A 20,518-nucleotide genomic window follows, 5' to 3' on the forward strand; every position below is an offset into this window, starting at 1 on the left:
GCCAGTAGGCTTCACGTCGTGAGCGACCCCCGTGAGCAGACCTCCATCACGTACGCCGGGGCTGGCGTCGACGTCGAGGCCGGTGACAAGGCCGTCGAGCTGATGAAGGCCAGTGTGCGCCGGGCCACCCGCCCCGAGGTGCTCGGGGGCCTCGGGGGATTCGCCGGCATGTTCGACGCCAGCGCGATCGCCCGGATGGCCCGCCCCGTGCTCGCCACGAGCACCGACGGCGTCGGCACCAAGGTCGCCATCGCGCAGGCGCTGGACCGGCACGACACCATCGGTTTCGACCTCGTCGGCATGGTCGTCGACGACATCGTCGTGTGCGGGGCCGAGCCGCTGTTCATGACCGACTACATCGCCTGCGGCAAGGTCGTGCCCGAGCGCATCGCGGCCATCGTGTCGGGCATCGCCCGCGCGTGCGAGCAGGCCGGCGTCGCCCTGGTCGGCGGCGAGACCGCTGAGCACCCCGGACTGCTCGGCGTCGACGAGTACGACGTGGCGGGTGCCGCCACCGGTGTCGTCGAGCACGCCGACGTCCTCGGCCCGCAGCGGGTCGCCCCCGGTGACGTTGTCCTCGGCCTGGCCAGCAGCGGCCTGCACTCCAACGGCTACTCCCTCGTGCGCCGGGTCATCGCCCACGCGGGCTGGGCCCTGGACCGGCACGTCGATGAGTTCGGGCGCACCCTCGGCGAAGAGCTCCTCGAGCCGACCCGCGTCTACTCCGCCGACCTGCTGGCCCTCATCCGGGCGGACGGCGTCGACGTGCACGCCCTCTCGCACGTCACCGGGGGCGGGCTCGGGGCCAACCTCGCGCGCGTCCTGCCCGACCACCTGCACGCCCGGGTCGACCGCGCCACCTGGACCCCGCCGGCGATCTTCTCCACCGTCGGCCGGCTCGGCTCGGTGCCGCAGGCCGACCTCGAGCGCACCCTCAACCAGGGGGTCGGCTTCGTGGCCATGGTCCCGGCCGACTCGGTCGACGCCGCCACAGCTCTCCTCGAAGCACGCGGCATCCGGACCTGGGCGATGGGCGAGGTGCACGAGGCCGCCACCGCCCCCATCGAGGACGGCATCGAGGTCGTCAGCGGCGCCAAGGGTGTCGACGGCGGCTCGGTCCAGGTCGTCGGCTCCCACCCCACCTCCGCCTGACCCGCGACTTCTTGCACTGCAGCCACCCCCACACACGAAGTTGGGGTGGGTGAGTACCCGGGCTCATGACAGCCCGGGCCTGACGGGGTCAGGGTCATGGTGTGCCCACAGCCGATCGGAACCCCGCCGCGCCCTCGACCTCCGCGGTGAGTCGACCGATGTCCGCCGCTGGCCCCGCGACATCCGCCGCTTGGCACCCCACATCCGCAGCTGTGCACCCGCAGTCCGAGGCCGCGCGCCCCACCGCGCCCACCAGCCGCCGTCAGATCGCGGATGCCGGTCGGGCGGACATCGTCATGGGCTGGGCCCGCGGTGCCCTGGCGGTCGCCACCGCCACCGTGCTCACGCTCGTCGTGGCCCGAGTGGGCTCTGGACGATCTCCCTTCGGTGTGCTCACCCACAGGGGAACACCCGGGACGTTCGCCCAACAGGTGTCGGAGTTCACTGCAACCGTGTTGCCCGGCCTGCTCGTCGCCTGGTGCCTGGGCTTCGCAGCGGCGGCCGTTGCCGTCCGGGCGACGTGGCTGGGGGCCCGCATTGCCGGCGTGCTGGCAGCCGCCCTGGGCGTCGTGGCCGGAACCGCCCTGGTCGTGCTTAGTCGATGATGGTGATCTGCGGCCCGTAGAGCGACATGGCGTCCAGCGCACGCTGGTGGTTCTCCTCGCTCGACCCCGCGCACCCGGCGGCCGCGATGTGAACCGTGGCCCCGGCATCCGCCGCAGGCAACGCAGTCGAGAGCACGCAGCAGTCGGTCGACACCCCCGTCAGGGTCAGCCGGGCGCCCTCGCCGACGAGGTCGCGCAGCACCGGCCATTTGCCGAACGTGCCCGCCGTGACCACGTGGCCGGCAACGTCGGCCAGTTCCGGCACGACGGCGTACAGCGGGTCGTCACCCGGCACGAGCGCGAACGGCCACTCCTCGTAGTACGGCCTCCACGAGCCGCCGAGCGACGGGTCGGCCACGAAGCGCGTGATGATGGTGCGCGACGGGGTGGATGCCGCGGCGAGCCTCGCGATGTGATCGACCGTCCCAGCCCACATCGCCGACCCCCACGGTGAGTTCTGCGGGTCGGCGAAGATGACCTGGGGGTCGACGATGACGAGCCAGTCGCCGCCCGCGCCGTCCGAGCCCCTCGGGGCGTGCGCGTCAGCCATCGACGAGAGCTTCCTGCTGCTCCACCTTTGCCCGGCGCGCCACGTAGGTCACCGCGAACGACAGGACCAGGGCGAGCAGCACCCCGAGGTTGGCGTACGGCCAGGCACCTTCCCAGTACCCACCGGCCGGGTCGTCGACGTACGTGCCGAGGCGAAGCGGCTCCAGGAGGTAGCCCTGCCAGTTGTTCCACGCGGCATCCTGGGCGAAGTTGTTGACGACCAGGCCCCAGCCGATCACCGACGCGACCCCCATCGTCGCGATCGAGACCCAGTCCCACGAGCCGTAGCGACCGCGCACGTCGAACAGGGCGTCGTCGTCGTAGTCGCGCTTGCGCAGGGCGATGTCGGCGATCATGATCCCTGCCCACGACGCGAGCGGCACCCCGAGGGTGATGAGGAAGCTCTGGAACGGCCCGAGGAAGTCCTGCGCCACGAAGACGACGAAGAACGTGCCCAGGGTGAGGATGATGCCGTCGACCAGGGCCGCGGCCGGCCGCGGGATGCGCACCCCGAGCGAGAGCAGCGTCAGCCCCGAGGAGTAGATGCCGAGGACGGCGCCGGAGATCAGCGACATGATCACCGCGACGAGGAACGGAACGAGGAACCACGTCGGCAGGATCGTCGCGAGGGTGCCGATCGGGTCGCTCGGGATGCCGGCCAGCACCTCCTCGTTGGACGCCGAGAGCATCAGCCCGAAGGTCACGAGCAGGACGGGAGCCAAGGCACCGCCGAGGGTGTTCCAGAAGACGATGGCGCCACCGGAGGCCGACCGGTGCTGGTAGCGCGACCAGTCCGCTGAGATGTTGATCCAGCCCAGGCCGAAGCCCGTCATGAGCATGACGAACGCGCCGATGACCGACTGCGTCGGGCCGGACGGCAGCGCGGCGACGGCTGACCAGTCGATCTCGCGGGCGGCGATGATGACGAAGAGGATCGTCACGGCGCCGGTGACCCAGGTGAGCACCGACTGCATCCGCATGATGATGTGGTAGCCGGCGACCGACGCGAGCACGATGATGGCCGCGACGACGACGGCTGCCACGACCTTCGTCCCCGTGCCACCGCCCCAACCGAGCTGCTCGAACACGGTCGCGGTGGCGAGCACGGCCATGATCGCCAGGAAGGTCTCCCAGCCGATCGACACCAGCCACGAGATGACGCCCGGCACCTTCTGCCCGGTCACCCCGAAGGCGGCGCGAGACAGGATCATCGTCGGGGCCGAACCGCGCTTGCCGGCGATCGCGACGATGCCGCACAGCACGAACGAGGTGACGATGCCGAGCACCGTGACCAGGGTGGCCTGCCAGAACGAGATGCCGAACCCGAGCACGAACGCCGCGTAGGAGATGCCGAAGACCGACACGTTGGCCGCGAACCACGGCCAGAACAGGTCTTTGGGCTGGGCCGTTCGCTCGGACTCGTCGATGATCTCGATGCCCGTGGTCTCGATCCCCAGCCGCTGCGTGGCGGCGACGGTGGTGTCAGTCATGGGGCGAGCATAGGCCCGCGGGCACGCCGATCAGCGACCCCGACACCCGGCTGAGGTAGGGGTCAACGACGGCCCGCACGCAGGGTGCGGGCCGCACGAGGTGGCGCGGTCAGGGTGGCGTCAACGCCGGCCCGGAGACCACGACCCGTAGTCGTCGTCGTCCTCCTCGCGGTCGTCGGTCGAGGTGCGACCGCCGCCCGTCTGGGAAACACCGTGAAGTTCGCGCTCAAGCGCGGAGAGGTCGGTGTCGGGGCTGAAGTACTTCAGCTCGCGAGCGACCTTCGTCTGCTTGGCTTTGGCTCGGCCGCGCCCCATGGCGTGACCCCCTCGTGCGTATGCCGGGGCGGCACCACACATGGGACGGCCCCGACGTTCGGGGTCATCCCATGTCGCGGAGCGGTCCCGGGAATGGTGTGTATGTCGTGGCGCCAACGGTACATGAGTGGAGCAGGTCCGGCGACGTCGTCCCGAACAACGGCCTCAGGTGTCGCGATGTTCCCCCGCCGGCAGCCAGGGGCGCGGGCCCCCGGCGGCGATCCGGCGCTCGGCGAGGCGATCGGCGGCGACCGCGGGGGTGACGTCCTCGGCATCCGCGCTGCGCAGCACCTCGAGGGTGTGGTCGAAGATCGTGGCCGTGCGCCGGCGGGCCCGCTCCATGTCGAAGCCGTGCAGCTCGTCGCTGACCTGGATCACGCCACCCGCATTGACGAGGAAGTCGGGGGCGTAGGTGATGCCGCGCTCCCGCAGGCGCTCCGCCGTGCCCCCGTGCCCCTCGCTGACCAGCTGGTTGTTGGCGCCTCCGCAGACGATCCGTGCCCTCAGAAGGTCGACGGTCACCTCGTCGAGCGCGCCGCCGAGGGCGTTGGGGCTGTAGACGTCGAGCTCCTCGCGCACCAGGTCGTCGACGTCGTTCAGGGCGCAAACGCTGGGGTGCCGCGCGACGAGGTCGCGGACGGCATCCGGGTTCACGTCGGTGACGACGACCTGTGCACCGTCCTCGAGCAGCTGGTCGGTGAGGCGCCGCCCGACCTTGCCGACCCCGGCGATGCCGACCCGGCGCCCGGCGAGCGTCGGCTCACCCCAGACGTGCTGCGCTGCCGCCCGCATCCCCTGGAAGACGCCGTAGGCGGTGAGCACGGAGGAGTCACCGGCGCCACCGCGCTCCGGCGAACGCCCCGTGGCCCACCGGGTCGACTCACCGACGACGTCCATGTCGGCCACGTACGTGCCCACGTCGCAGGCCGTGACGTAGCGACCGCCGAGGGACTCCACGAACCGCCCGTAGGCGCGCAGCAGCTCGGGGGTCTTGTCGCGGTTCGGATCACCGAGGATGACGCCCTTGCCACCGCCGTGGTCGAGCCCGGCGACGGCGTTCTTGCTCGTCATCGCGCGCGACAGGCGCAGCACGTCGGCGAGGGCCTGGTCCATCGAGGCGTAGGGGTGGAAGCGGGTGCCGCCGAGCCCCGGCCCCAGGGCGGTGTCGTGCAGGGCGATGATCGCTCGCAGGCCGGTGTCGGGGTCGGTGCAGAACACGACCTGCTCGTGCCCGGCGAGGGTGATGAGTTCGGTGGCCATGGGCACTCCTCGTGCTCGGGTCGGTGCGTCACCCACGCTATCGCTGGTGAACCTTTCGGTGGGGTCGGGGGGCTGGTGCAGGATGGCCCCATGAGCGAGCCACGCGGTCTGCGGGTCGGGTACAAGGCGTCAGCGGAGCAGTTCGCCCCGCGCGAGCTGGCGGGGTATGCCGTGCGCGCCGAGGAGCTCGGCCTGGACTCGGTGACGATCTCCGACCACTTCCAGCCGTGGCGCCTCGAGGGCGGCCACGCGCCGAACTCCCTGGCATGGATGCCGTGGGTCCTCGCGCGCACCGAGCGCGTCCTCGTGGGGACCTCGGTGCTCACCCCGACCTTCCGCTACAACCCGGCGGTGCTGGCGCAGACCTTCGCGACGATGGCGTGCTTGGCGCCCGGGCGGGTCATGCTCGGGGTGGGCACGGGGGAGGCCCTCAACGAGGTGGCGGTCGGGTCGGTCGCCGACGGGCAGTGGCCCGAGTTCAAGGAGCGCTTCGGTCGCCTGCGCGAGTCGGTGCGGCTCATGCGTGAGCTGTGGACGAAGGACAGCGTCACGTTCGAGGGCGACTACTACCGAACCGTGGATGCCGCGATCTACGACCGCCCGGACGCTCCCGTTCCGGTGTACGTCGCCGCCGGGGGGCCGATGGTCGCCCGGTACGCGGGGCGGGTCGCGCAGGGGTTCATCTGCACCTCGGGCAAGGGGCGCGAGCTCTACGCCGACCAGCTCGTGCCGGCCGTGGACGAGGGCCTGGGCAAGGCCGGGCGCGACCTCGGTGACATCGACCGGATGATCGAGATCAAGGTCAGCTGGGACCCCGACCCCGAGCAGGCCCTCGCGAACACGCGGTTCTGGGCCCCGCTGTCACTCAGTGCCGAGCAGAAGCACTCGATCCACAGCCCCGCCGAGATGGAGCGCGCGGCCGACGAGCTGCCCATCGAGCAGGTCGCCAGGCGCTGGGTCGTCGCCTCCCGCCCCGAGGACGTCGTCGAGGCGCTGCGGATGTACACCGACCTCGGCTTCAACCACCTCGTCGTCCACGGGCCCGGGCACGACCAGGAGCGGTTCCTGTCCACCTTCGCCGAGCAGGTGCTGCCCGGGGTGCGCGAACTGGTGCCGGCAGCCCGGTGAGCGACGACATCGCGGTGAGTGGGCACGTCCCCGCACGGGTGCCGGCTGCACCGGCTGTGCTGCGGCTGCGCGGCCGCACCTTCGACGCGGGTCACCCGGCCGTGATGGCCATCGTCAACCGCACTCCCGACTCCTTCTGGTCGGGCAGCCGGCACGCCGATCTCGACTCGGCGCTGGACGCCCTCGACGAGGCCGTGGCCCGGGGAGCCGACATCGTCGACGTCGGCGGCGTCCGGGCCGGGCAGGAAGGGCCGGTGGTGACCCCCCGCGAGGAGGTCGAGCGGGTGGTGCCGTTCCTCGCGAAGGCGCGCGACCGGCATCCGGACCTCGTCCTCAGCCTCGACACCTGGCGCGCCGAGGTCGCACGGGAGGCGGCGCAGGAGGCCGGCATCGACCTCGTCAACGACACCTGGGCGGGCCACGACCGCGACCTCGTGCACGTCGCAGCCCAGATCGGTGCCGGCTACGTCGTGTCGCACACCGGCGGGCTGCCGCCGCGCACCGACCCCGTCGCGGTCACCTACCCGCCCGAGCCGCTCGGTGTCGTCGCCGATGCCCTGCGGACGCTGCGCGACGGCGCCGCGCGGGCGGTGGATGCCGGGGTGCCCGCCGAGCGCGTGCTCGTCGACCCCACGCTCGACTTCGGCAAGACGACCGCGCACTCGCTGACGCTGCTGCGGCACACCGAGGCCGTCGTGGCGCTCGGTTTCCCCGTGCTGCAGGCGCTCTCGCGCAAGGACTTCGTCGGCGAGACGCTCGACCTGCCGGCTGATGACCGGCTCGAGGGCACCCTGGCCGCCACCGCGGTGGCCGCCTGGCTCGGCGCGACGGTGTTCCGGGCCCACGACGTGCGGGCCACCCGCCGGGTCGTCGACATGGTCGCGTCGATCCGCGGCGATCGACCCGCCGCCGTCAACGTGCGCGGCGTGCCCGCGTGACGGGGCCGCTGGACGGCATCCGGGTCATCGAGCTCGGAGGCATAGGCCCGACCCCGTTCGCGGGTCTCATGCTGGCCGAACTGGGCGCCGACGTCGTGCGGATCGACCGCCCGGGTGAGCGCAACCCCCTCGCCCTGGCCGCGGGGCTGCGGCGGTCCCGGCCGAGCATCGCGGTGGACCTCAAGTCCTCGGCCGGCAGCGACGTCGTCAAACGGCTCGTCGACGGGGCCGACGTGCTCGTCGAGGGCTTCCGGCCCGGGGTGGCGGAGCGGCTGGGACTCGGGCCCGACGAGTGCCTGGCCCGCAACCCGCGGCTGGTCCACGCGCGGATGACCGGCTGGGGGCAGACCGGGCCATGGGCGCAGCGCGCGGGGCACGACATCACGTATGCCGCGGTGTCGGGCACGCTGCACGCGCTCGGCCCGGCGGCTCGCCCGGTCACCCCCGTGCCCGTCATCGGCGACTTCGCCGGCGGTTCGATGTACCTCGTCGTCGGGGTGCTCGCCGCCCTGATCGCCCGCGGCACGACCGGTCGCGGCCAGGTCGTCGACGCCGCCATGGTCGACGGCGCTGCGCACCTGCTGACCATGGTCCACGGACTCCTCGGGGCAGGTGCCTGGCGCGACCAGCGTGAGGCCAACCTCCTCGACGGTGGGGCTCCCTTCTACGCCGTGTACGAGTGCGCTGACGGGAAGTTCGTCGCGGTCGGCGCGCTCGAGCCCGAGTTCTGGGCCGAGCTCGTGACGGGGCTCGGCATCGACCTGCCCGGCGAGCAGTACGACCCGGACACCTGGGAGGCCCAGCGGGCAGCCTTCGCCGCGGCCTTCCTCACGCGCTCGCGCGACGAGTGGGCGGAGCACTTCGAGGGCACCGACGCCTGCGTCGCTCCGGTGCTGTCCCTGCGCGAGGCCCCGACGCACCCGCACGCCGTCGGTCGTGGCTCCTTCGTCGCCGACGTGAACGGCCACCCCGTGCCGCGACCCGGCCCGCGGCTCTCGGACACGCCGCTGCGAGCACCTGGCTTCGAGCCCGTGCCGGGTGCGGACACCCGCTCCTACCTTCTCGCCCACGGCTTCGCTGCCGACGAGGTGGAGGCGCTCATCACGTCCGGGGCCGTGGTGCAGGCCTGACCCCGTGGGGTTGGATGGCGGGATGAGCCCTTCGCAGAGCGTCAGCACCGTCCTCGTCGAGACCACCGGCGCCATCGGCCGGATCACCCTCAACGCTCCCGAGCGCCTCAACGCCGTCGACCCACAGATGTGCGCGGCGGTATCGGATGCCGTGCGCGCCTTCGATGCCGACCCTGCGGTGCGCGTCATCGCCCTCACCGGCGCCGGCCGGGGGTTCTGTTCGGGGGCCCCGCTGTCGGCCGACGGGGCGAACATGGGCGTGTTGGATGCCGGCGCCGAACTGGTTCGCGCGGTGCTCGGCTCGCGCACGCCGGTCGTGGCCCTCGTGGGCGGGGTGGCCGCGGGTATCGGGGTGCCGATGGCGCTCGCGTGCGACTACGTCGTGGCAAGTGACGCGGCATCTTTCGTCCTGGCCTTCACCCGGATCGGGCTCATGCCCGACGGTGGGGCGACGGCCCTCGTGGCTGCGTCGATCGGACGGGCGCGGGCGATGCGGCTGGCCATGACGGGCGAGAAGCTGCCCGCGGCCACGGCCGCCGAGTGGGGTCTGGTCGCGGAATGCGTTCCCGCCGAGTCGTTCTCGGCGCGTTGTGACGAGCTGCTGGCGGCCCTCTCGGTGGGGGCGACCACCGCGTTGGCGGAGGTGAAGATGGCGGTCAACGCGGCATCCGTCGACGTCGAAGGCGCCCTGGCGCGCGAGGAGGTCGGGCAGGCCGCGCTCAGCCACACCGCCGACTACCGCGAGGGGGTCGCCGCCTTCCTCGCCAAGCGTCCCGCGGAGTTCACCGGCGCCTGATCGGTGTTTGCGCAGGTCAGACGGCCTGTCGGTGGTCGTCCGTAGTGTCAGTGCATGGACATCGACCGGTTCCCGAGCGTCACTCAGGTGCGGCAGTCGCCGCCGGGTGAGCTTGCGGTCTGGCTGTCCACGATGAGTGCGGATGCCGTGTCCGGGCTGGGCGTTGACGCCGCCGAGGCGGTGGTCCTGGCCACCCAGCGGGTGTCGTCCTGGGCGGCCGCAATGCAGGCGGTGGCTGTCGACCGGTTCGCTGATCACGTGCTCGACGCGCAGGAGCATCACGCGGCCGACCTGATGAGCGCGCGCGACGCGCAGCGTGCGGAGGTCGAGGCCGCTGGTGGGGTGTGGCGCGGGGATCGCGGCGCGATCGCGCTGCCGGAGCCCGAGCAGGTCGCGGCGTCGATGTTGGCTCCTGAGCTGCGGATCAGCCCCCGCACGATGCGCACGCGGTTGAACCGGGCGCGCTGGTTGATGGAGCTGCCCACGACGCTGGGGCTGGCGTTGGCGGGCGACCTGGAGCCGTGGCGGGTGGATGCCGTGGTGGCGGCTGCCGCTGATGTCGACGCCAAGCACCTGGTGGAGTTCGAGGCGCGGTTGTTCGCCGGCGACGTGGCGGCCTTGCCGAAGCCGCGTCTGGTCGAGCGGGCGCGGTCGGCGGCGGCGCGGGCTGACGCCGAGTCGGTCGCACGAGGCCAGGCCAGGGCGCCGAGGCGTTGGTGTCTGCGGGTGGGTGCGTCGCAGGTGCCGGGCGTGATGCGGTGGACGGCGGATCTGCCTGACGAGGTGTCTCGGCGCATGTTCGCGGCGATCGACGCCCTGGCCCAGGAGTACCTGGCTGCTGATGGTGTGGGTGCGCCGTCGATGAAGGCTGCTGCGCGAGGGGTCAGACGAACGGTGGAGCAGGCCCAGGTTGATGCGTTGGCTGATCTGGTGCTGGGCAACGCCACCGTGCAGACGATCGTCGAGCTCGTGGTCCCGGTCGCGAGCGCCGTGCCGCCGTCGTTCGTCGACCGGGTCGCAGAGCGTGCTGCTGCTGAGGCTGCGATGCGTCCGCAGTGCGGTGACGAGCATCCACTGGCTGGCGACGGGCGTCCGCAGGGTGGTGACGGGCGTGTTCAGGGTGCTGACGCGGTCGTGATCGACCTGGTGTTGGGCTCGGTCACGCGCCACACCCTCGACGCGGGGGCGCTGGAGCGCGCCCACGGCCGATCCGTGGGGGCCTGGCTCGAGACGGAGGCCAACCCCTTCCTGTCGCACCGCCCGCCACCACCGTCACCGGCGGATCCCGGTCCGCCGCCGCGGGTCACCGACCTGACCGGTGCGCCGGTGTGGTTCGTCCCGGGGCTGGTCCAGACGCCGGGAGTGGGTGCACTGCTGCCCGACCGGGTGGCCGCCTTGCTCAACGATCCCGACACGGGGGTGCGGATCATCGACGGCACCCCGGGGTCGGCGGATGGGGGGCTCCCGCAGCGGCGCACCTATCGTCCGCATGCCGCTCTCGCGGCGAAGGTGCGAGCGCGCGACGGGCACTGCCGCTTCCCGGGGTGCTCGGTCCAGGCCCGGCGGTGCCACCTCGACCACGTCGTGGCCTTTCCGGCAGGGCAGACCGAGGAGGCGAATCTGCAGGCGCTCTGCCCCGCGCACCACGGCTTCAAGCACCACGCCGGCTGGGGTGTGACGATGACACCAGAGGGGGTCTGCACGTGGACCACCCCCTCAGGGCGCACCCACATCACCCGCCCGCCCGACCTGTGCGACACCGCCGCGTGACCTTGCGCTCATCAATCCGTCGGGTGCTAAAGCCCGACGCCCGTCTGGCCTGTGTCACGGTGAAGGTCCCACACTAAGGAGTCGCCGTGCCCGCCCGTTCTGCCGCCGTCCGATGAGCGAGCGCCTCAGGGACCTGCTCGAGGAGCGCGCCGAAGACCTTGGCGACGGCCCAGCACGCGACATCATCGAGGCTGTCGAGGAGATGGTGGCCCACCCCGAGTACCCCTGCCTCGGCGCTCGGTCGGTGTTCCGGCGCGATGCTGCGACCCTCGTCGTCCTCGACGACCTCTCCGACACCAGCGGCGGAGGCAGCCTCGACCTCCTGGCTGCGGCCCTCGCCCGCTACGTCGACGAGGTCGACGTCGAGGGAGACCTCGTGTCGTTCGTCGCCTGCTTCCGTGAACCAGTTCCGAAGGACGAGCGCGAGTTCGAGGACCTGCTCTGGGGTGCGCTTCAACACCTGCACGACCAGGACGACGAGCCGTGGGCTGACGGTGTCGCCGCCGACCCCGACAGCCCGCACTTCGCGTTCAGCCTGTCCGGCACGGCGTTCTTCGTGGTCGGGCTGCATCCCAACAGCTCACGCGTCGCGCGTCGCACCCCCTTGCCGACCCTGGTGTTCAACCTCCACGAGCAGTTCGAGCGGCTGAGAGCCGACGGTCGATTCGACCGGATGCGCGACACCATTCGACGCCGCGACACCAACCTCCAGGGGTCCCTCAACCCCATGGTGCGCGACCACGGCGAGGAGTCCGAGGCTCGCCAGTACGCAGGGCGCGCCGTTCCTGACCGGTGGTCGGCGCCCTTCCACGCAACGGTTGAAGACGATGCAACGGAGACGCCGCAGTGAACCCGGCACGTACCCGCTTCCCGCGCAATGCGGCTGCCCCGACCTACGCCGGAACCGCTTCCGGCTCTGCGCCGGGCTGGTCACGGATCGCCCCGCAGACCGGCGTCGCCGTCGAGCTCGAGCCGGGCGATCGGCTCACCGTGCTCGACCCCCTGGGTGAGCAGGTCAGCGACCTCTACCTCGTGGCAGCCGGTGACCCTGCCGAGGTGTTCTCAGCCGGCCGCACGACCGACTTCGGGAACTCGATCTACGTCTCGACCGGGTCGCAGCTGTGGTCCAACCGCAGCCGGGTCATGGCCGACGTCGTCGACGACACCGTGGGCGTGCACGACCTGACCCTCACCCCGTGCAGCCAGGCCACGTTCGACCTGCTCTACCCGGAGTTCGGGGGTGCCCCCCACCCGTCGTGCTTCGCCAACCTGTGCGGAGCCCTGACACCCTTCGGCGTCGACCCGGACACGATCGGGTCGACGCTCAACGTCTTCATGGACGTGTGGACCGACGCCCGCGGTGAGCTGCACATCGATCCCCCGCCCACCCACCCGGGCGACCGCTTCACGATCGAGGCGCGGATGCCGGTGGTCGTCGGGGTGACCGCGTGTTCGGCCGAGAAGTCCAACAACGGCACGTGCACGCCCATCGACTGGCTGGTCGAACGCGCCGAGCACTGACTCCGCCCGGTGTCGGTGGTGCGAGGCAGGATGGCCGGATGGACGAGTCGCGCCCCGAGGTCATGCTCGCTGACGTCGTGGAGGCCTCCCGAGCGGTGGCCGCCACGCACTCGCGCACGGCCAAGACCCAGGCCCTGGCCGACCTGCTGACCCGGTGCACGCCGGAGGAGGTGGGGACGGTCGTGTCGCACCTGTCGGGCGTGCTGCCCCAGCGCCGCCTCGGCGTGGGGTTCCGGTCCCTGCGTGACCTCCCCGAGGCGGCGCAGACCCCGACGCTCACGGTGCTCGAGGTCGATGCCGCGTTCGAGCGCCTGGCGAGCGCCCACGGAACCGGCTCCACGGCATCCCGCCGCAGTGAACTGCGCACCCTGATGAGCCGCGCCACCAGCGCCGAGCAGCAGTTCCTGCGCGACCTGATGACCGGCAACCTGCGTCAGGGAGCGCTCGACGGGGTGGTGCTCGCCGCCATCTCCACCGCCTACGCCATCCCGGCCGCCACGGTCCGCCGCGCCGCCATGCTCGCCGGCACCGCCGCCGAGGTCGCGACCCTCGCGGCGACCGGAGGGCACCGTGCCCTGGAGGAGGTCGCGCTCGTCGTCGGGCGTCCCGTGCGACCGATGCTCGCGGCATCCGCCAAGACCACCGGCGAAGCGGCCGAGAGCATGGGCGGTGGCGGCCTGATCGTCGACGGCAAGCTCGACGGCATCCGGGTCCAGGTGCACCGCCGCGGCGGCGAGGTGAGCGTCTACACGCGCAGCCTCGACGAGATCACCGACCGCGTGCCGGAGGTCGTCGAGGCCGTCGCGGCGCTGCCGGGTGGCGACCTCGTCGTCGATGGCGAGGCCATCGTGCTGCGGGGCGACGGCAGGCCCGAGCCCTTCCAGGTCACCGGGGCGCGAACGGCCAGTTCGGCAGACCTCGCCGGTCTGCAGGCGCGGATGCCGCTCACGACGTTCCTCTTCGACGTCCTCCACGTGGGTGGTCGCGACCTGCTCGACGAGAGCGCCCGGGTGCGTCACGAGGTGCTGCTCGACCTCGCGCCGCACCTGCTGGTCCCACGGCTGCTGACCGACGACCGCGCCGCCGCGGAGCAGTTCTTCGCCGACCTCGTGGCCGCCGGGCACGAAGGTGTCGTCGTCAAGGACGCCGACAGCCCGTATGCCGCCGGGCGACGCGGCAGCGGGTGGATCAAGGTCAAGCCGGTGCACACGCTCGACCTCGTGGTGCTCGCGGTCGAGTGGGGGTCAGGGCGGCGGGTGGGCAGCCTGTCGAACATCCACCTCGGGGCACGCGACCCGGCGACCGGTGGGTTCACGATGGTGGGCAAGACGTTCAAGGGCATGACCGACGAGGTGCTGGCGTGGCAGACCAAGCGCTTCACCGAGCTCGCCGTCGACGGCACCGACGGGTGGGTGGTTCCGGTGAAGCCGGAGCAGGTCGTCGAGATCGCCATCGACGGGGTGCAACGCTCCAGCCGCTACCCGGGCGGCGTGGCGCTGCGGTTCGCGAGGGTGCTGCGCTACCGCGACGACAAGACCGCCGCCGACGCCGACACCATCGACACCGTGCGGGGCCTGCTCTGACCCGTGCCCGGTGTGGTGTGGGCATCGCCGCGACGCCGGTGAGCTCACCCCGGCTGGGCGACCCACGAGCCGGCGTGCATCACCTTCACGACCTCCAGATCAGGGGAGAGCACGACGAGGTCGGCCCGTGCGCCGGGGGACAGGCCCGGCGCCGGCAGGCCGAGGGCGCGCAACGGGTTCAGCGTGACCTGGCGGATGGTGGTGCGCAGCGCCTCGGCACGGTCCGGCCCGCCGTGGTTGACCGTCTGCGCCACGAGGCGCTGCATGGTCGCGGTGCTGCCGGCGATCGTGTCCGTGCCAGCCACGCGCGCCACCTGGTCGACGACGTCGACGGCCAGGGACCCCAGACGGTAGGAACCGTCCTGCACGCCGGCGGCGGCCATGGCGTCGGTCACCAGGGCCACCCGGTCGGGGCCGACGTCGGCGGTGACCAGGCGGTGCAGTGCAGGGTGCAGGTGCACCCCGTCGGTCACGAGCTCAACCGTGACCCGGGGGTCCTCGAGGGCCGCGACGACCGGGCCGGGTTCGCGGTGGTGCACGGGGCGCATCGCGTTGAACAGGTGGGTGGCGACCGTGGCCCCCGCATCGATCGCGGCCCGGGCCTGCTCGTAGGTCGCCTCGGTGTGCCCGATGGCGGCCACCGCCCCACCGTCCACGATGCGGCGGATGGCCTCGGTCGCGCCGGGCAGTTCGGGCGCCAGGGTGACCATCCGGATCGTGCCCCGTCCGGCCTCGAGCAGTGCCGCCACCTCGGCCGGGTCGGGGTCGCGCAGGGCGCTCGGTTCGTGGGCTCCGCAGCGGTGCGGTGACAGCCACGGGCCTTCGAGGTGGATGCCGAGCAGCTCACCCGACTCGACGTGGTCGGCAAGCGCGCGCACCTGAGCGATGAGCACGTCGTGGTGGTCGGAGACGAGGGACGCGATCGTCGACGTGGTCCCGAAGCTGCGGTGCAGCGTCACGGATGCCGTGATCGCCTCGTCGGTCGCCTCGAAGTAGGCCCCACCGCCGCCACCGTGCACGTGCATGTCGACGAAGCCGGGGGTGAGCACGACATCACCCAGGTCGGCATCGGCCGGTCGCGGAGGGACGCCGGATCCGACAGCCGAGATGACGCCGTGGTCGACCTCGACCCAGCCGGGGGAGTGGGAGTGCTCCCCGGTGAGCACGGTGGCAGCGGTGAGGAGCATCGGTCAGATTCCTTGCCAGGTGGGTTTGCCCGCGAAGGTCTCGCGGTAGTAGCCCGCGAGCTGCAGCCGACCGGCAGCCGCCGGGTCGAGCAGCACGGTCGCGTGCGGGTGGTGCTGGAGGATCGTCGCCGGCCACAGGGCACTGACCGGACCCTCGACGAGCTGGTGCACCGCCTCGGCCTTCGACGCACCGGTCGCCAGCAGCACGACGTGCCGGGCCGCCATGATCGTGCCGAGCCCCTGGGTGAGGCAGTGGGTCGGCACCTGGTCGACGTCGCCGTCGAAGAAGCGCGCGTTGTCCAGCCGGGTCTGGCGGGTCAACGTCTTGATCCGCGTCCGGGAGGCGAACGAGGACCCCGGCTCGTTGAAGGCGATGTGCCCGACCGAGCCGATGCCCAAGATCTGCAGGTCGACCCCACCGGCATCCGCGATGGCCTGCTCGTACGCGGCGCACGACGCCGGGATGTCGTCGGCGAGCCCGTCCGGGCCCCGGACGGCATCCGGGGCGAAGTCGACCCGGGTGACGAAGTCGCGGTCGATCACCGTGCGGTAGCGCTCGGGGTGCCCGGCCGGGAGGCCGACGTACTCGTCGAGCGTGAAGGCGCGGGCCTGCGCGAAGCTCACCTCGCCGCGCCCGTGGCGCGCCGTCAGCTCGTCGTAGACGGCGAGCGGTGACGATCCGGTGGCAAGTCCGAGCACGGCATCCGGCTTCCTGGCGAGCAGGGCCGTGATGGCGTCCGCGGCGACCGACGCGAGGTCGCGTGCGTCGTCGAGGATGACGACCTCCATGTCAGCCACCGACCTTGGTCTTGGTGGCGGATGCCGTGAGGAGCAGCTCGAGGTCGCGGACCTGGTCGCCGGCCTCGAGGCCCCGCAGGGTGACGTCGTGGGCCTTGCGCTCGAGGACGATCACGGGCACGACCGGGTTGCGGCCGGCGGCCTCGACCGCGGCCACGTCGTAGCGCAGGATCGGCTGGCCGAGCTCGACCGTGTCGCCCTGGGCGGCGAGCAGGTCGAAACCTGCGCCGTCGAGCTGCACGGTGTCGATGCCCAGGTGCACGAGCACCCCGACGCCCTCGGGCGACTGGATGGCGTAGGCGTGCGGCCACAGCTTGACGATGGTGCCCGCGATGGGCGCCACGGCGTCGACGACCTCGCGGGGCGGGTCGATGGCCAGGCCGGGGCCGACCAGACCCTTGGCGAAGGTGGCGTCGGGAACGTCCGCGAGGTCGACCACGGTGCCGGCGATCGGCGAGAGCACGGCGACGCGGGCTCCGGGGGCGGTGACCGCAGCGGCCGCGGCGGGTGCCGTCGGGGCCGTGGGTGAGGCGGATGCCGTGGCGGGGGTTGCGGTGGATGCCGCGACGGAGCCACCGGCGAGGGCCGCCCGGATCTCCTCCTTGAGGCCGTCGGCCTGGGTGCCGAAGATGGCCTGGACGTTGTTGCCGACCTCGATGACGCCGGCGGCGCCGAGGGCCTTCAGGGCGCCCTGGTCGACGAGGGACTTGTCGCCGACCTCGATGCGCAGGCGGGTGATGCAGGCGTCGACGTTCTTGAGGTTGTCGGCCCCACCGAAGGCGGTGATGAGCTGCTGGGCGCGGTCGGTGCCCGCTCCGGTGCCGGTGCCGGTGGACGCGGCAGCGGCGGCCTCGAGGTCGTCGTCGGTGGCGCCCTTGGGGTCGCGGCCGGGGGTCATGAGGTTCCACTTGGTGATCGCGAAGCGGAAGACCACGTAGTAGATGACGAAGAAGACCAGGCCCATGACGATGAGCAGCGGGATGTTCTTGGCTGCGGGTGCCGTGCCGTAGAGCAGCAGGTCGATCAGGCCGGCGGAGAACGAGAAGCCGAGGTGGATGTCGAGCAGGTAGGCGATGGCCAGGGACAGGCCGGTGAGCACCGCGTGCAGGACGTACAGCGGGAACGCGACGAACATGAAGGCGAACTCGAGCGGCTCGGTGATGCCGGTGAGGAAGGCGGTCAGGCCCGCGGCCGACAGGATGCCGATGGCGACCTTCTTCTGGTTCTTGTTCGCGGCGTGGATCATCGCCAGCGCGGCGGCCGGCAGGCCGAACATGAGGATCGGGTAGAAGCCGGAGGTGAGGCGGCCGGCCTCGGGGTCGCCCTGGGCGAAGCGGGTGAGCTCACCGGTGTAGACCTCGGTGCCGACGGTGTAGTCGCCGTAGAGGAACCAGATGTAGGTGTTGACGATGTGGTGCAGGCCGAGGGGGATGAGCATGCGGTTGACGAAGCCGTAGACGAAGGCGCCGAACGCGCCAGCCCCGGCGATGAACTCGGCGAGACCGGTCAGGCCCGCGGTGAAGATCGGATAGAAGTAGCTGAGGGCGAAGCCCATGAACAGCGACGCGAACGACACGACGATCGGCACGAAGCGGCGGCCGCCGAAGAAGCCAAGGTAGGGCGGCAGCTGGATCGTGTGGAACCGGTCGAACAGGTAGGCGGTCACGAGGCCGACGAGGATGCCGGCGAAGACGCTGTAGTTGATCATCGCCTGGTCGCCGCCGGGGGTGGTCTCACCCTCGAGCACCACCGGGGACATCGCCTTGAAGACCTCGGAGATGACGAGGTAGCCGGCGACGGCCGACAGGGCGGTCGAGCCGTCGGCCTTGCGGGCGAAGCCGATGGCCACACCGACGGCGAAGAGCAGGGGGAGGTTGGCGAAGATCGCGCCACCCGCAGCGCTCATGGCGTCGAAGAACGGGCCGAGCACCGGCCAGTCGTACTGACCGAGCAGGTCTTCCTGGCCCAGACGCAGCAGGATGCCGGCCGCGGGCAGCAGGGCGATGGGAAGCATCAGGCTCTTGCCGAGCCGCTGGAGCTGTGCGAAGCCGGGGATGCGCAGCCCCTGCTTCTCCGCTGGCTTCTCCAGCGGCGGGTTGGTGTCGACGACCGTGCTCATCGCGCCCTCCGAATGGCGTGGATTGGTTTAGACCAAGTTCAGATTGGCATAGACCAATCGAGTCGTCAAGAGAGGGTGCTGAACTTTTCTCGCGGGGTGACAGGGCCGAGGGGTCGAGGAGTCGAGACATGCAGAGGAGATCGCGGGATCCCGGGCACGTCTTGACTCCTCGAGCCGACCTAGGGTGGACGTCATGAAGACCCGCAGACTCGGACCGTTCACCGTCTCCGCCATCGGCCTCGGTGCCATGCCGATGTCGATGGGCGCCAACGACCAGCCGGCGCAGGAGCGGGCGATCGCCACCGTGCACGCCGCCCTCGACGCCGGGGTGACGTTGATCGACACCGCCGACATCTACGCCCCCGCGTGGGACCAGATGGGTCACAACGAGCGCTTGGTCGCGAAGGCGCTGGCGTCCTACGGCGACACGAGCGACATCATCGTCGGCACCAAGGGCGGGATCACCCGCGGCCCGGGGGAGTCCTGGGGTCGCGACGGGTCGCCGGAGTACATCCGCAGCGCGGTCGAGGCGTCGCTGCGGGCTCTGGATCGCGACGTCATCGACCTCTACCAGTGGCACCGACCAGACCGTTGGCGGCTCTACGGCGAGGTCGTCGAGACGTTCAAGGCCCTCCAGGACGAAGGCAAGGTCCGCGCCGTCGGCATCTCCAACGCCAACGTCGAGGAGATCGAGGTCGCGATCGAGGTGCTCGGCGAGGGATTCCTGGCCAGTGTCCAGAACGAGTTCTCCCCGCGCTTCCGGTCCAGCCGCGACGAGCTCGAGTTCTGCGGGGAGCGCGGCATCGCCTTCCTGCCGTGGAGCCCGCTCGGCGGCACCGGCGCCGCCAGCAAGCAGGTGGGTCAGACCTACCCCGCCTTCCACGAGATCGGTCTCGCGCGCGGCGTGAGCCCGCAGCAGGTCGTGCTGGCGTGGGAGCTGTCGCTCGGCGAGCACGTCATTCCTATCCCGGGTGCGAGCCGACCCGAGTCGATCACCGACTCGGCGCAGGCGGTGCACCTCGAGCTCACCGACACCGAGATCGAGGTCATCGAGGCGCAGTTCTGCTGACCGGCCCCACCGCCCCTCGCGGGAAGGCCGGTCGCCGCCCCTGACGCTGCCTCGCGACCCGGGGGACGTGTGCGCTGACCACGTCATGACGTAGATTGGTGTAGACCACCCTCGCAGGGGTGTCTGCCGGTCGGCGTCAAGAGGTGCGATGAAGGTCCCGAAGTACTACCGCGTCAAGCGCGAGATCCTCGCGTTGATCGCCGACCTGCCCACGGGAGCGGCCGTCCCGACCGAGCGTGAGTTCGCCGAGCAGTTCGACACCTCCCGCACCACCGTGCGCCAGGCCATCGCCGAGCTCGTCATCGAGGGACGCCTCGAACGCACGCAGGGGCGCGGCACCTTCGTCTCCCAACCCAAGCTCATGCAGGTGCGCCAGGCCACGTCGTTCAGCCAGGACCTCGCCGCCGAGGGTTGGAGCCCGGGCAGCCGCATCCTGTCGGTCACCGTCGAGGAGGCCACCGACGCCATGGTCGGGCCGCTGCGGGTCGAACCGGGCCAGCCCGTCCAGCGGGTCGAACGGCTGCGCACCCGCGGTGACGAGGTCATCGCCCACGAGGTGGCCCACCTGCCGGGAGTCTTCCCCGGCCTGGCCGAGCACCTGGCCGCCAAGGGGTCGCTCTACCGCACGCTCGCCGAGGCCTACGGCCGCGTCGTGGATGCCGTCGAGGACAGTGTCGAGACCACGCTCGCCGACCCGGTGGTCGCCGACCTCCTCGGCGTCGACACCGGTCTGCCGCTCCTGCTCGTGCACCGCACGGCCTGGGATGCGCAGGGCCAGCCGGTCGAGTGGACCAGGTCGCTGTTTCGTGGGGACCGCTTCCGGTTCGTGGCCCGCCACCGGCTCGACGACGTGAAGCACCCTGCTGCGGCCGAGTCTCATTGACAGCGGTCGTGAACGGCGCAAGGCTGGCGCAGTCGGGGCCGCCCTGGACAAGGTCGGCGACCACCTGGACGACACGAGCGCCCAGGCCCACGGGTTCCTCGCCACCCCTTGACAGTCGTCGGAGCAACCCCGCGGCTACCGCTGGGTGCGTCGAGGGATGCTGTGAGGCGTGCCGCCTCGGCGCCGGAAATGGGGTCCTGCCGCCATGGTGCCCGTGATGGCGCC

Annotated in this window: 19 protein-coding genes; 12 read left to right on the plus strand and 7 right to left on the minus strand. The window is 71.6% G+C overall.

Going from position 1 to position 20,518, the window contains the following annotated elements; all coding sequences use genetic code 11:
- Window positions 1–18: 18 nt before the first annotated feature.
- Window positions 19–1,152, plus strand: coding sequence for a phosphoribosylformylglycinamidine cyclo-ligase (purM, locus tag C8E84_RS13080; protein WP_159902793.1), 1,134 nt, complete (start codon window positions 19–21; stop codon window positions 1,150–1,152).
- Between the two features lie 212 nt (window positions 1,153–1,364).
- Window positions 1,365–1,757, plus strand: a complete 393-nt coding sequence (locus C8E84_RS13085) for a hypothetical protein (RefSeq protein ID WP_159902795.1) — start codon at window positions 1,365–1,367, stop codon at window positions 1,755–1,757.
- Here the strand turns inward: C8E84_RS13085 and C8E84_RS13090 are convergent.
- The 4 genes from C8E84_RS13090 to C8E84_RS13105 all read right to left on the minus strand — a co-directional run bounded on the left by C8E84_RS13090 (window position 1,747) and on the right by C8E84_RS13105 (window position 5,371).
- Complete coding sequence (locus C8E84_RS13090; RefSeq protein ID WP_159902797.1) at window positions 1,747–2,307, minus strand: cysteine hydrolase family protein; 561 nt, start codon at window positions 2,305–2,307, stop codon at window positions 1,747–1,749. The two genes, C8E84_RS13085 and C8E84_RS13090, sit on opposite strands and share 11 nt — an antisense overlap.
- Entirely contained in the window at window positions 2,300–3,796 is a 1,497-nt protein-coding gene (locus C8E84_RS13095; RefSeq protein ID WP_159902799.1) for a purine-cytosine permease family protein, read from the minus strand. The genes C8E84_RS13090 and C8E84_RS13095 overlap by 8 nt, the downstream gene beginning before the upstream one ends.
- A 120-nt stretch (window positions 3,797–3,916) precedes the next feature.
- A complete protein-coding gene (locus C8E84_RS13100; protein ID WP_159902801.1) occupies window positions 3,917–4,111 on the minus strand; it encodes a DUF3073 domain-containing protein in 195 nt (64 codons plus the stop codon).
- A gap of 165 nt (window positions 4,112–4,276) precedes the next feature.
- The gene (locus C8E84_RS13105; RefSeq protein ID WP_159902803.1) at window positions 4,277–5,371 is read right to left on the minus strand and encodes a Glu/Leu/Phe/Val family dehydrogenase; all 1,095 of its coding nucleotides are present in this window, start codon (window positions 5,369–5,371) and stop codon (window positions 4,277–4,279) included.
- A gap of 90 nt (window positions 5,372–5,461) precedes the next feature.
- Here C8E84_RS13105 and fgd point away from each other — a divergent pair, with 90 nt between their 5' ends.
- From fgd to C8E84_RS13145, 8 genes are all read left to right on the plus strand, one after another.
- On the plus strand, window positions 5,462–6,499 hold the full coding sequence (fgd, locus tag C8E84_RS13110) for a glucose-6-phosphate dehydrogenase (coenzyme-F420) (protein WP_159902805.1): 1,038 nt from the start codon (window positions 5,462–5,464) through the stop codon (window positions 6,497–6,499).
- Window positions 6,496–7,437 carry a dihydropteroate synthase gene (folP, locus tag C8E84_RS13115; RefSeq protein WP_246196930.1) on the plus strand — a complete coding sequence of 314 codons (942 nt, stop codon included), beginning with the start codon at window positions 6,496–6,498 and terminating at the stop codon, window positions 7,435–7,437. The genes fgd and folP overlap by 4 nt, the downstream gene beginning before the upstream one ends.
- Window positions 7,434–8,567: a CaiB/BaiF CoA transferase family protein gene (locus tag C8E84_RS13120; protein ID WP_159902807.1), complete on the plus strand. Its 1,134-nt coding sequence runs from the start codon at window positions 7,434–7,436 to the stop codon at window positions 8,565–8,567. Before folP ends, C8E84_RS13120 begins: the two co-directional genes overlap by 4 nt.
- A 22-nt stretch (window positions 8,568–8,589) precedes the next feature.
- On the plus strand, window positions 8,590–9,363 hold the full coding sequence (locus tag C8E84_RS13125) for an enoyl-CoA hydratase-related protein (protein WP_159902809.1): 774 nt from the start codon (window positions 8,590–8,592) through the stop codon (window positions 9,361–9,363).
- A gap of 54 nt (window positions 9,364–9,417) precedes the next feature.
- Window positions 9,418–11,133, plus strand: a complete 1,716-nt coding sequence (locus C8E84_RS13130; protein WP_159902811.1) for an HNH endonuclease signature motif containing protein — start codon at window positions 9,418–9,420, stop codon at window positions 11,131–11,133.
- A gap of 112 nt (window positions 11,134–11,245) precedes the next feature.
- On the plus strand, window positions 11,246–11,983 hold the full coding sequence (gntA, locus tag C8E84_RS13135; RefSeq protein ID WP_159902813.1) for a guanitoxin biosynthesis heme-dependent pre-guanitoxin N-hydroxylase GntA: 738 nt from the start codon (window positions 11,246–11,248) through the stop codon (window positions 11,981–11,983).
- Window positions 11,980–12,654, plus strand: coding sequence for a DUF1989 domain-containing protein (locus C8E84_RS13140; protein ID WP_159902815.1), 675 nt, complete (start codon window positions 11,980–11,982; stop codon window positions 12,652–12,654). Before gntA ends, C8E84_RS13140 begins: the two co-directional genes overlap by 4 nt.
- 38 nt (window positions 12,655–12,692) lie before the next feature.
- Window positions 12,693–14,237: an ATP-dependent DNA ligase gene (locus tag C8E84_RS13145; RefSeq protein WP_159902817.1), complete on the plus strand. Its 1,545-nt coding sequence runs from the start codon at window positions 12,693–12,695 to the stop codon at window positions 14,235–14,237.
- A gap of 44 nt (window positions 14,238–14,281) precedes the next feature.
- Here the strand turns inward: C8E84_RS13145 and nagA are convergent, their stop codons facing one another.
- Genes nagA through C8E84_RS13160 form a run of 3 tightly spaced genes read right to left on the minus strand, consistent with a single transcriptional unit; the run spans window position 14,282 to window position 18,341 of the window.
- Window positions 14,282–15,424 (minus strand): N-acetylglucosamine-6-phosphate deacetylase, encoded by a 1,143-nt coding sequence (gene nagA, locus C8E84_RS13150; protein WP_159902819.1) that lies wholly within the window; start codon window positions 15,422–15,424, stop codon window positions 14,282–14,284.
- Between the two features lie 3 nt (window positions 15,425–15,427).
- On the minus strand, window positions 15,428–16,213 hold the full coding sequence (nagB, locus tag C8E84_RS13155; RefSeq protein ID WP_159904871.1) for a glucosamine-6-phosphate deaminase: 786 nt from the start codon (window positions 16,211–16,213) through the stop codon (window positions 15,428–15,430).
- 1 nt (window position 16,214) lies between these two features.
- The gene (locus C8E84_RS13160; RefSeq protein ID WP_159902821.1) at window positions 16,215–18,341 is read right to left on the minus strand and encodes a glucose PTS transporter subunit IIA; all 2,127 of its coding nucleotides are present in this window, start codon (window positions 18,339–18,341) and stop codon (window positions 16,215–16,217) included.
- Between the two features lie 193 nt (window positions 18,342–18,534).
- Between C8E84_RS13160 and C8E84_RS13165 the strand changes: the two genes are divergently transcribed.
- The gene (locus tag C8E84_RS13165) at window positions 18,535–19,410 is read left to right on the plus strand and encodes an aldo/keto reductase (RefSeq protein ID WP_159902823.1); all 876 of its coding nucleotides are present in this window, start codon (window positions 18,535–18,537) and stop codon (window positions 19,408–19,410) included.
- Between the two features lie 148 nt (window positions 19,411–19,558).
- The gene (locus C8E84_RS13170; protein ID WP_159902825.1) at window positions 19,559–20,293 is read left to right on the plus strand and encodes a GntR family transcriptional regulator; all 735 of its coding nucleotides are present in this window, start codon (window positions 19,559–19,561) and stop codon (window positions 20,291–20,293) included.
- Window positions 20,294–20,518 lie beyond the last annotated feature (225 nt).

Source organism: Ornithinibacter aureus (genome assembly GCF_009858245.1).
Lineage (GTDB): Bacteria > Actinomycetota > Actinomycetes > Actinomycetales > Dermatophilaceae > Fodinibacter > Fodinibacter aureus.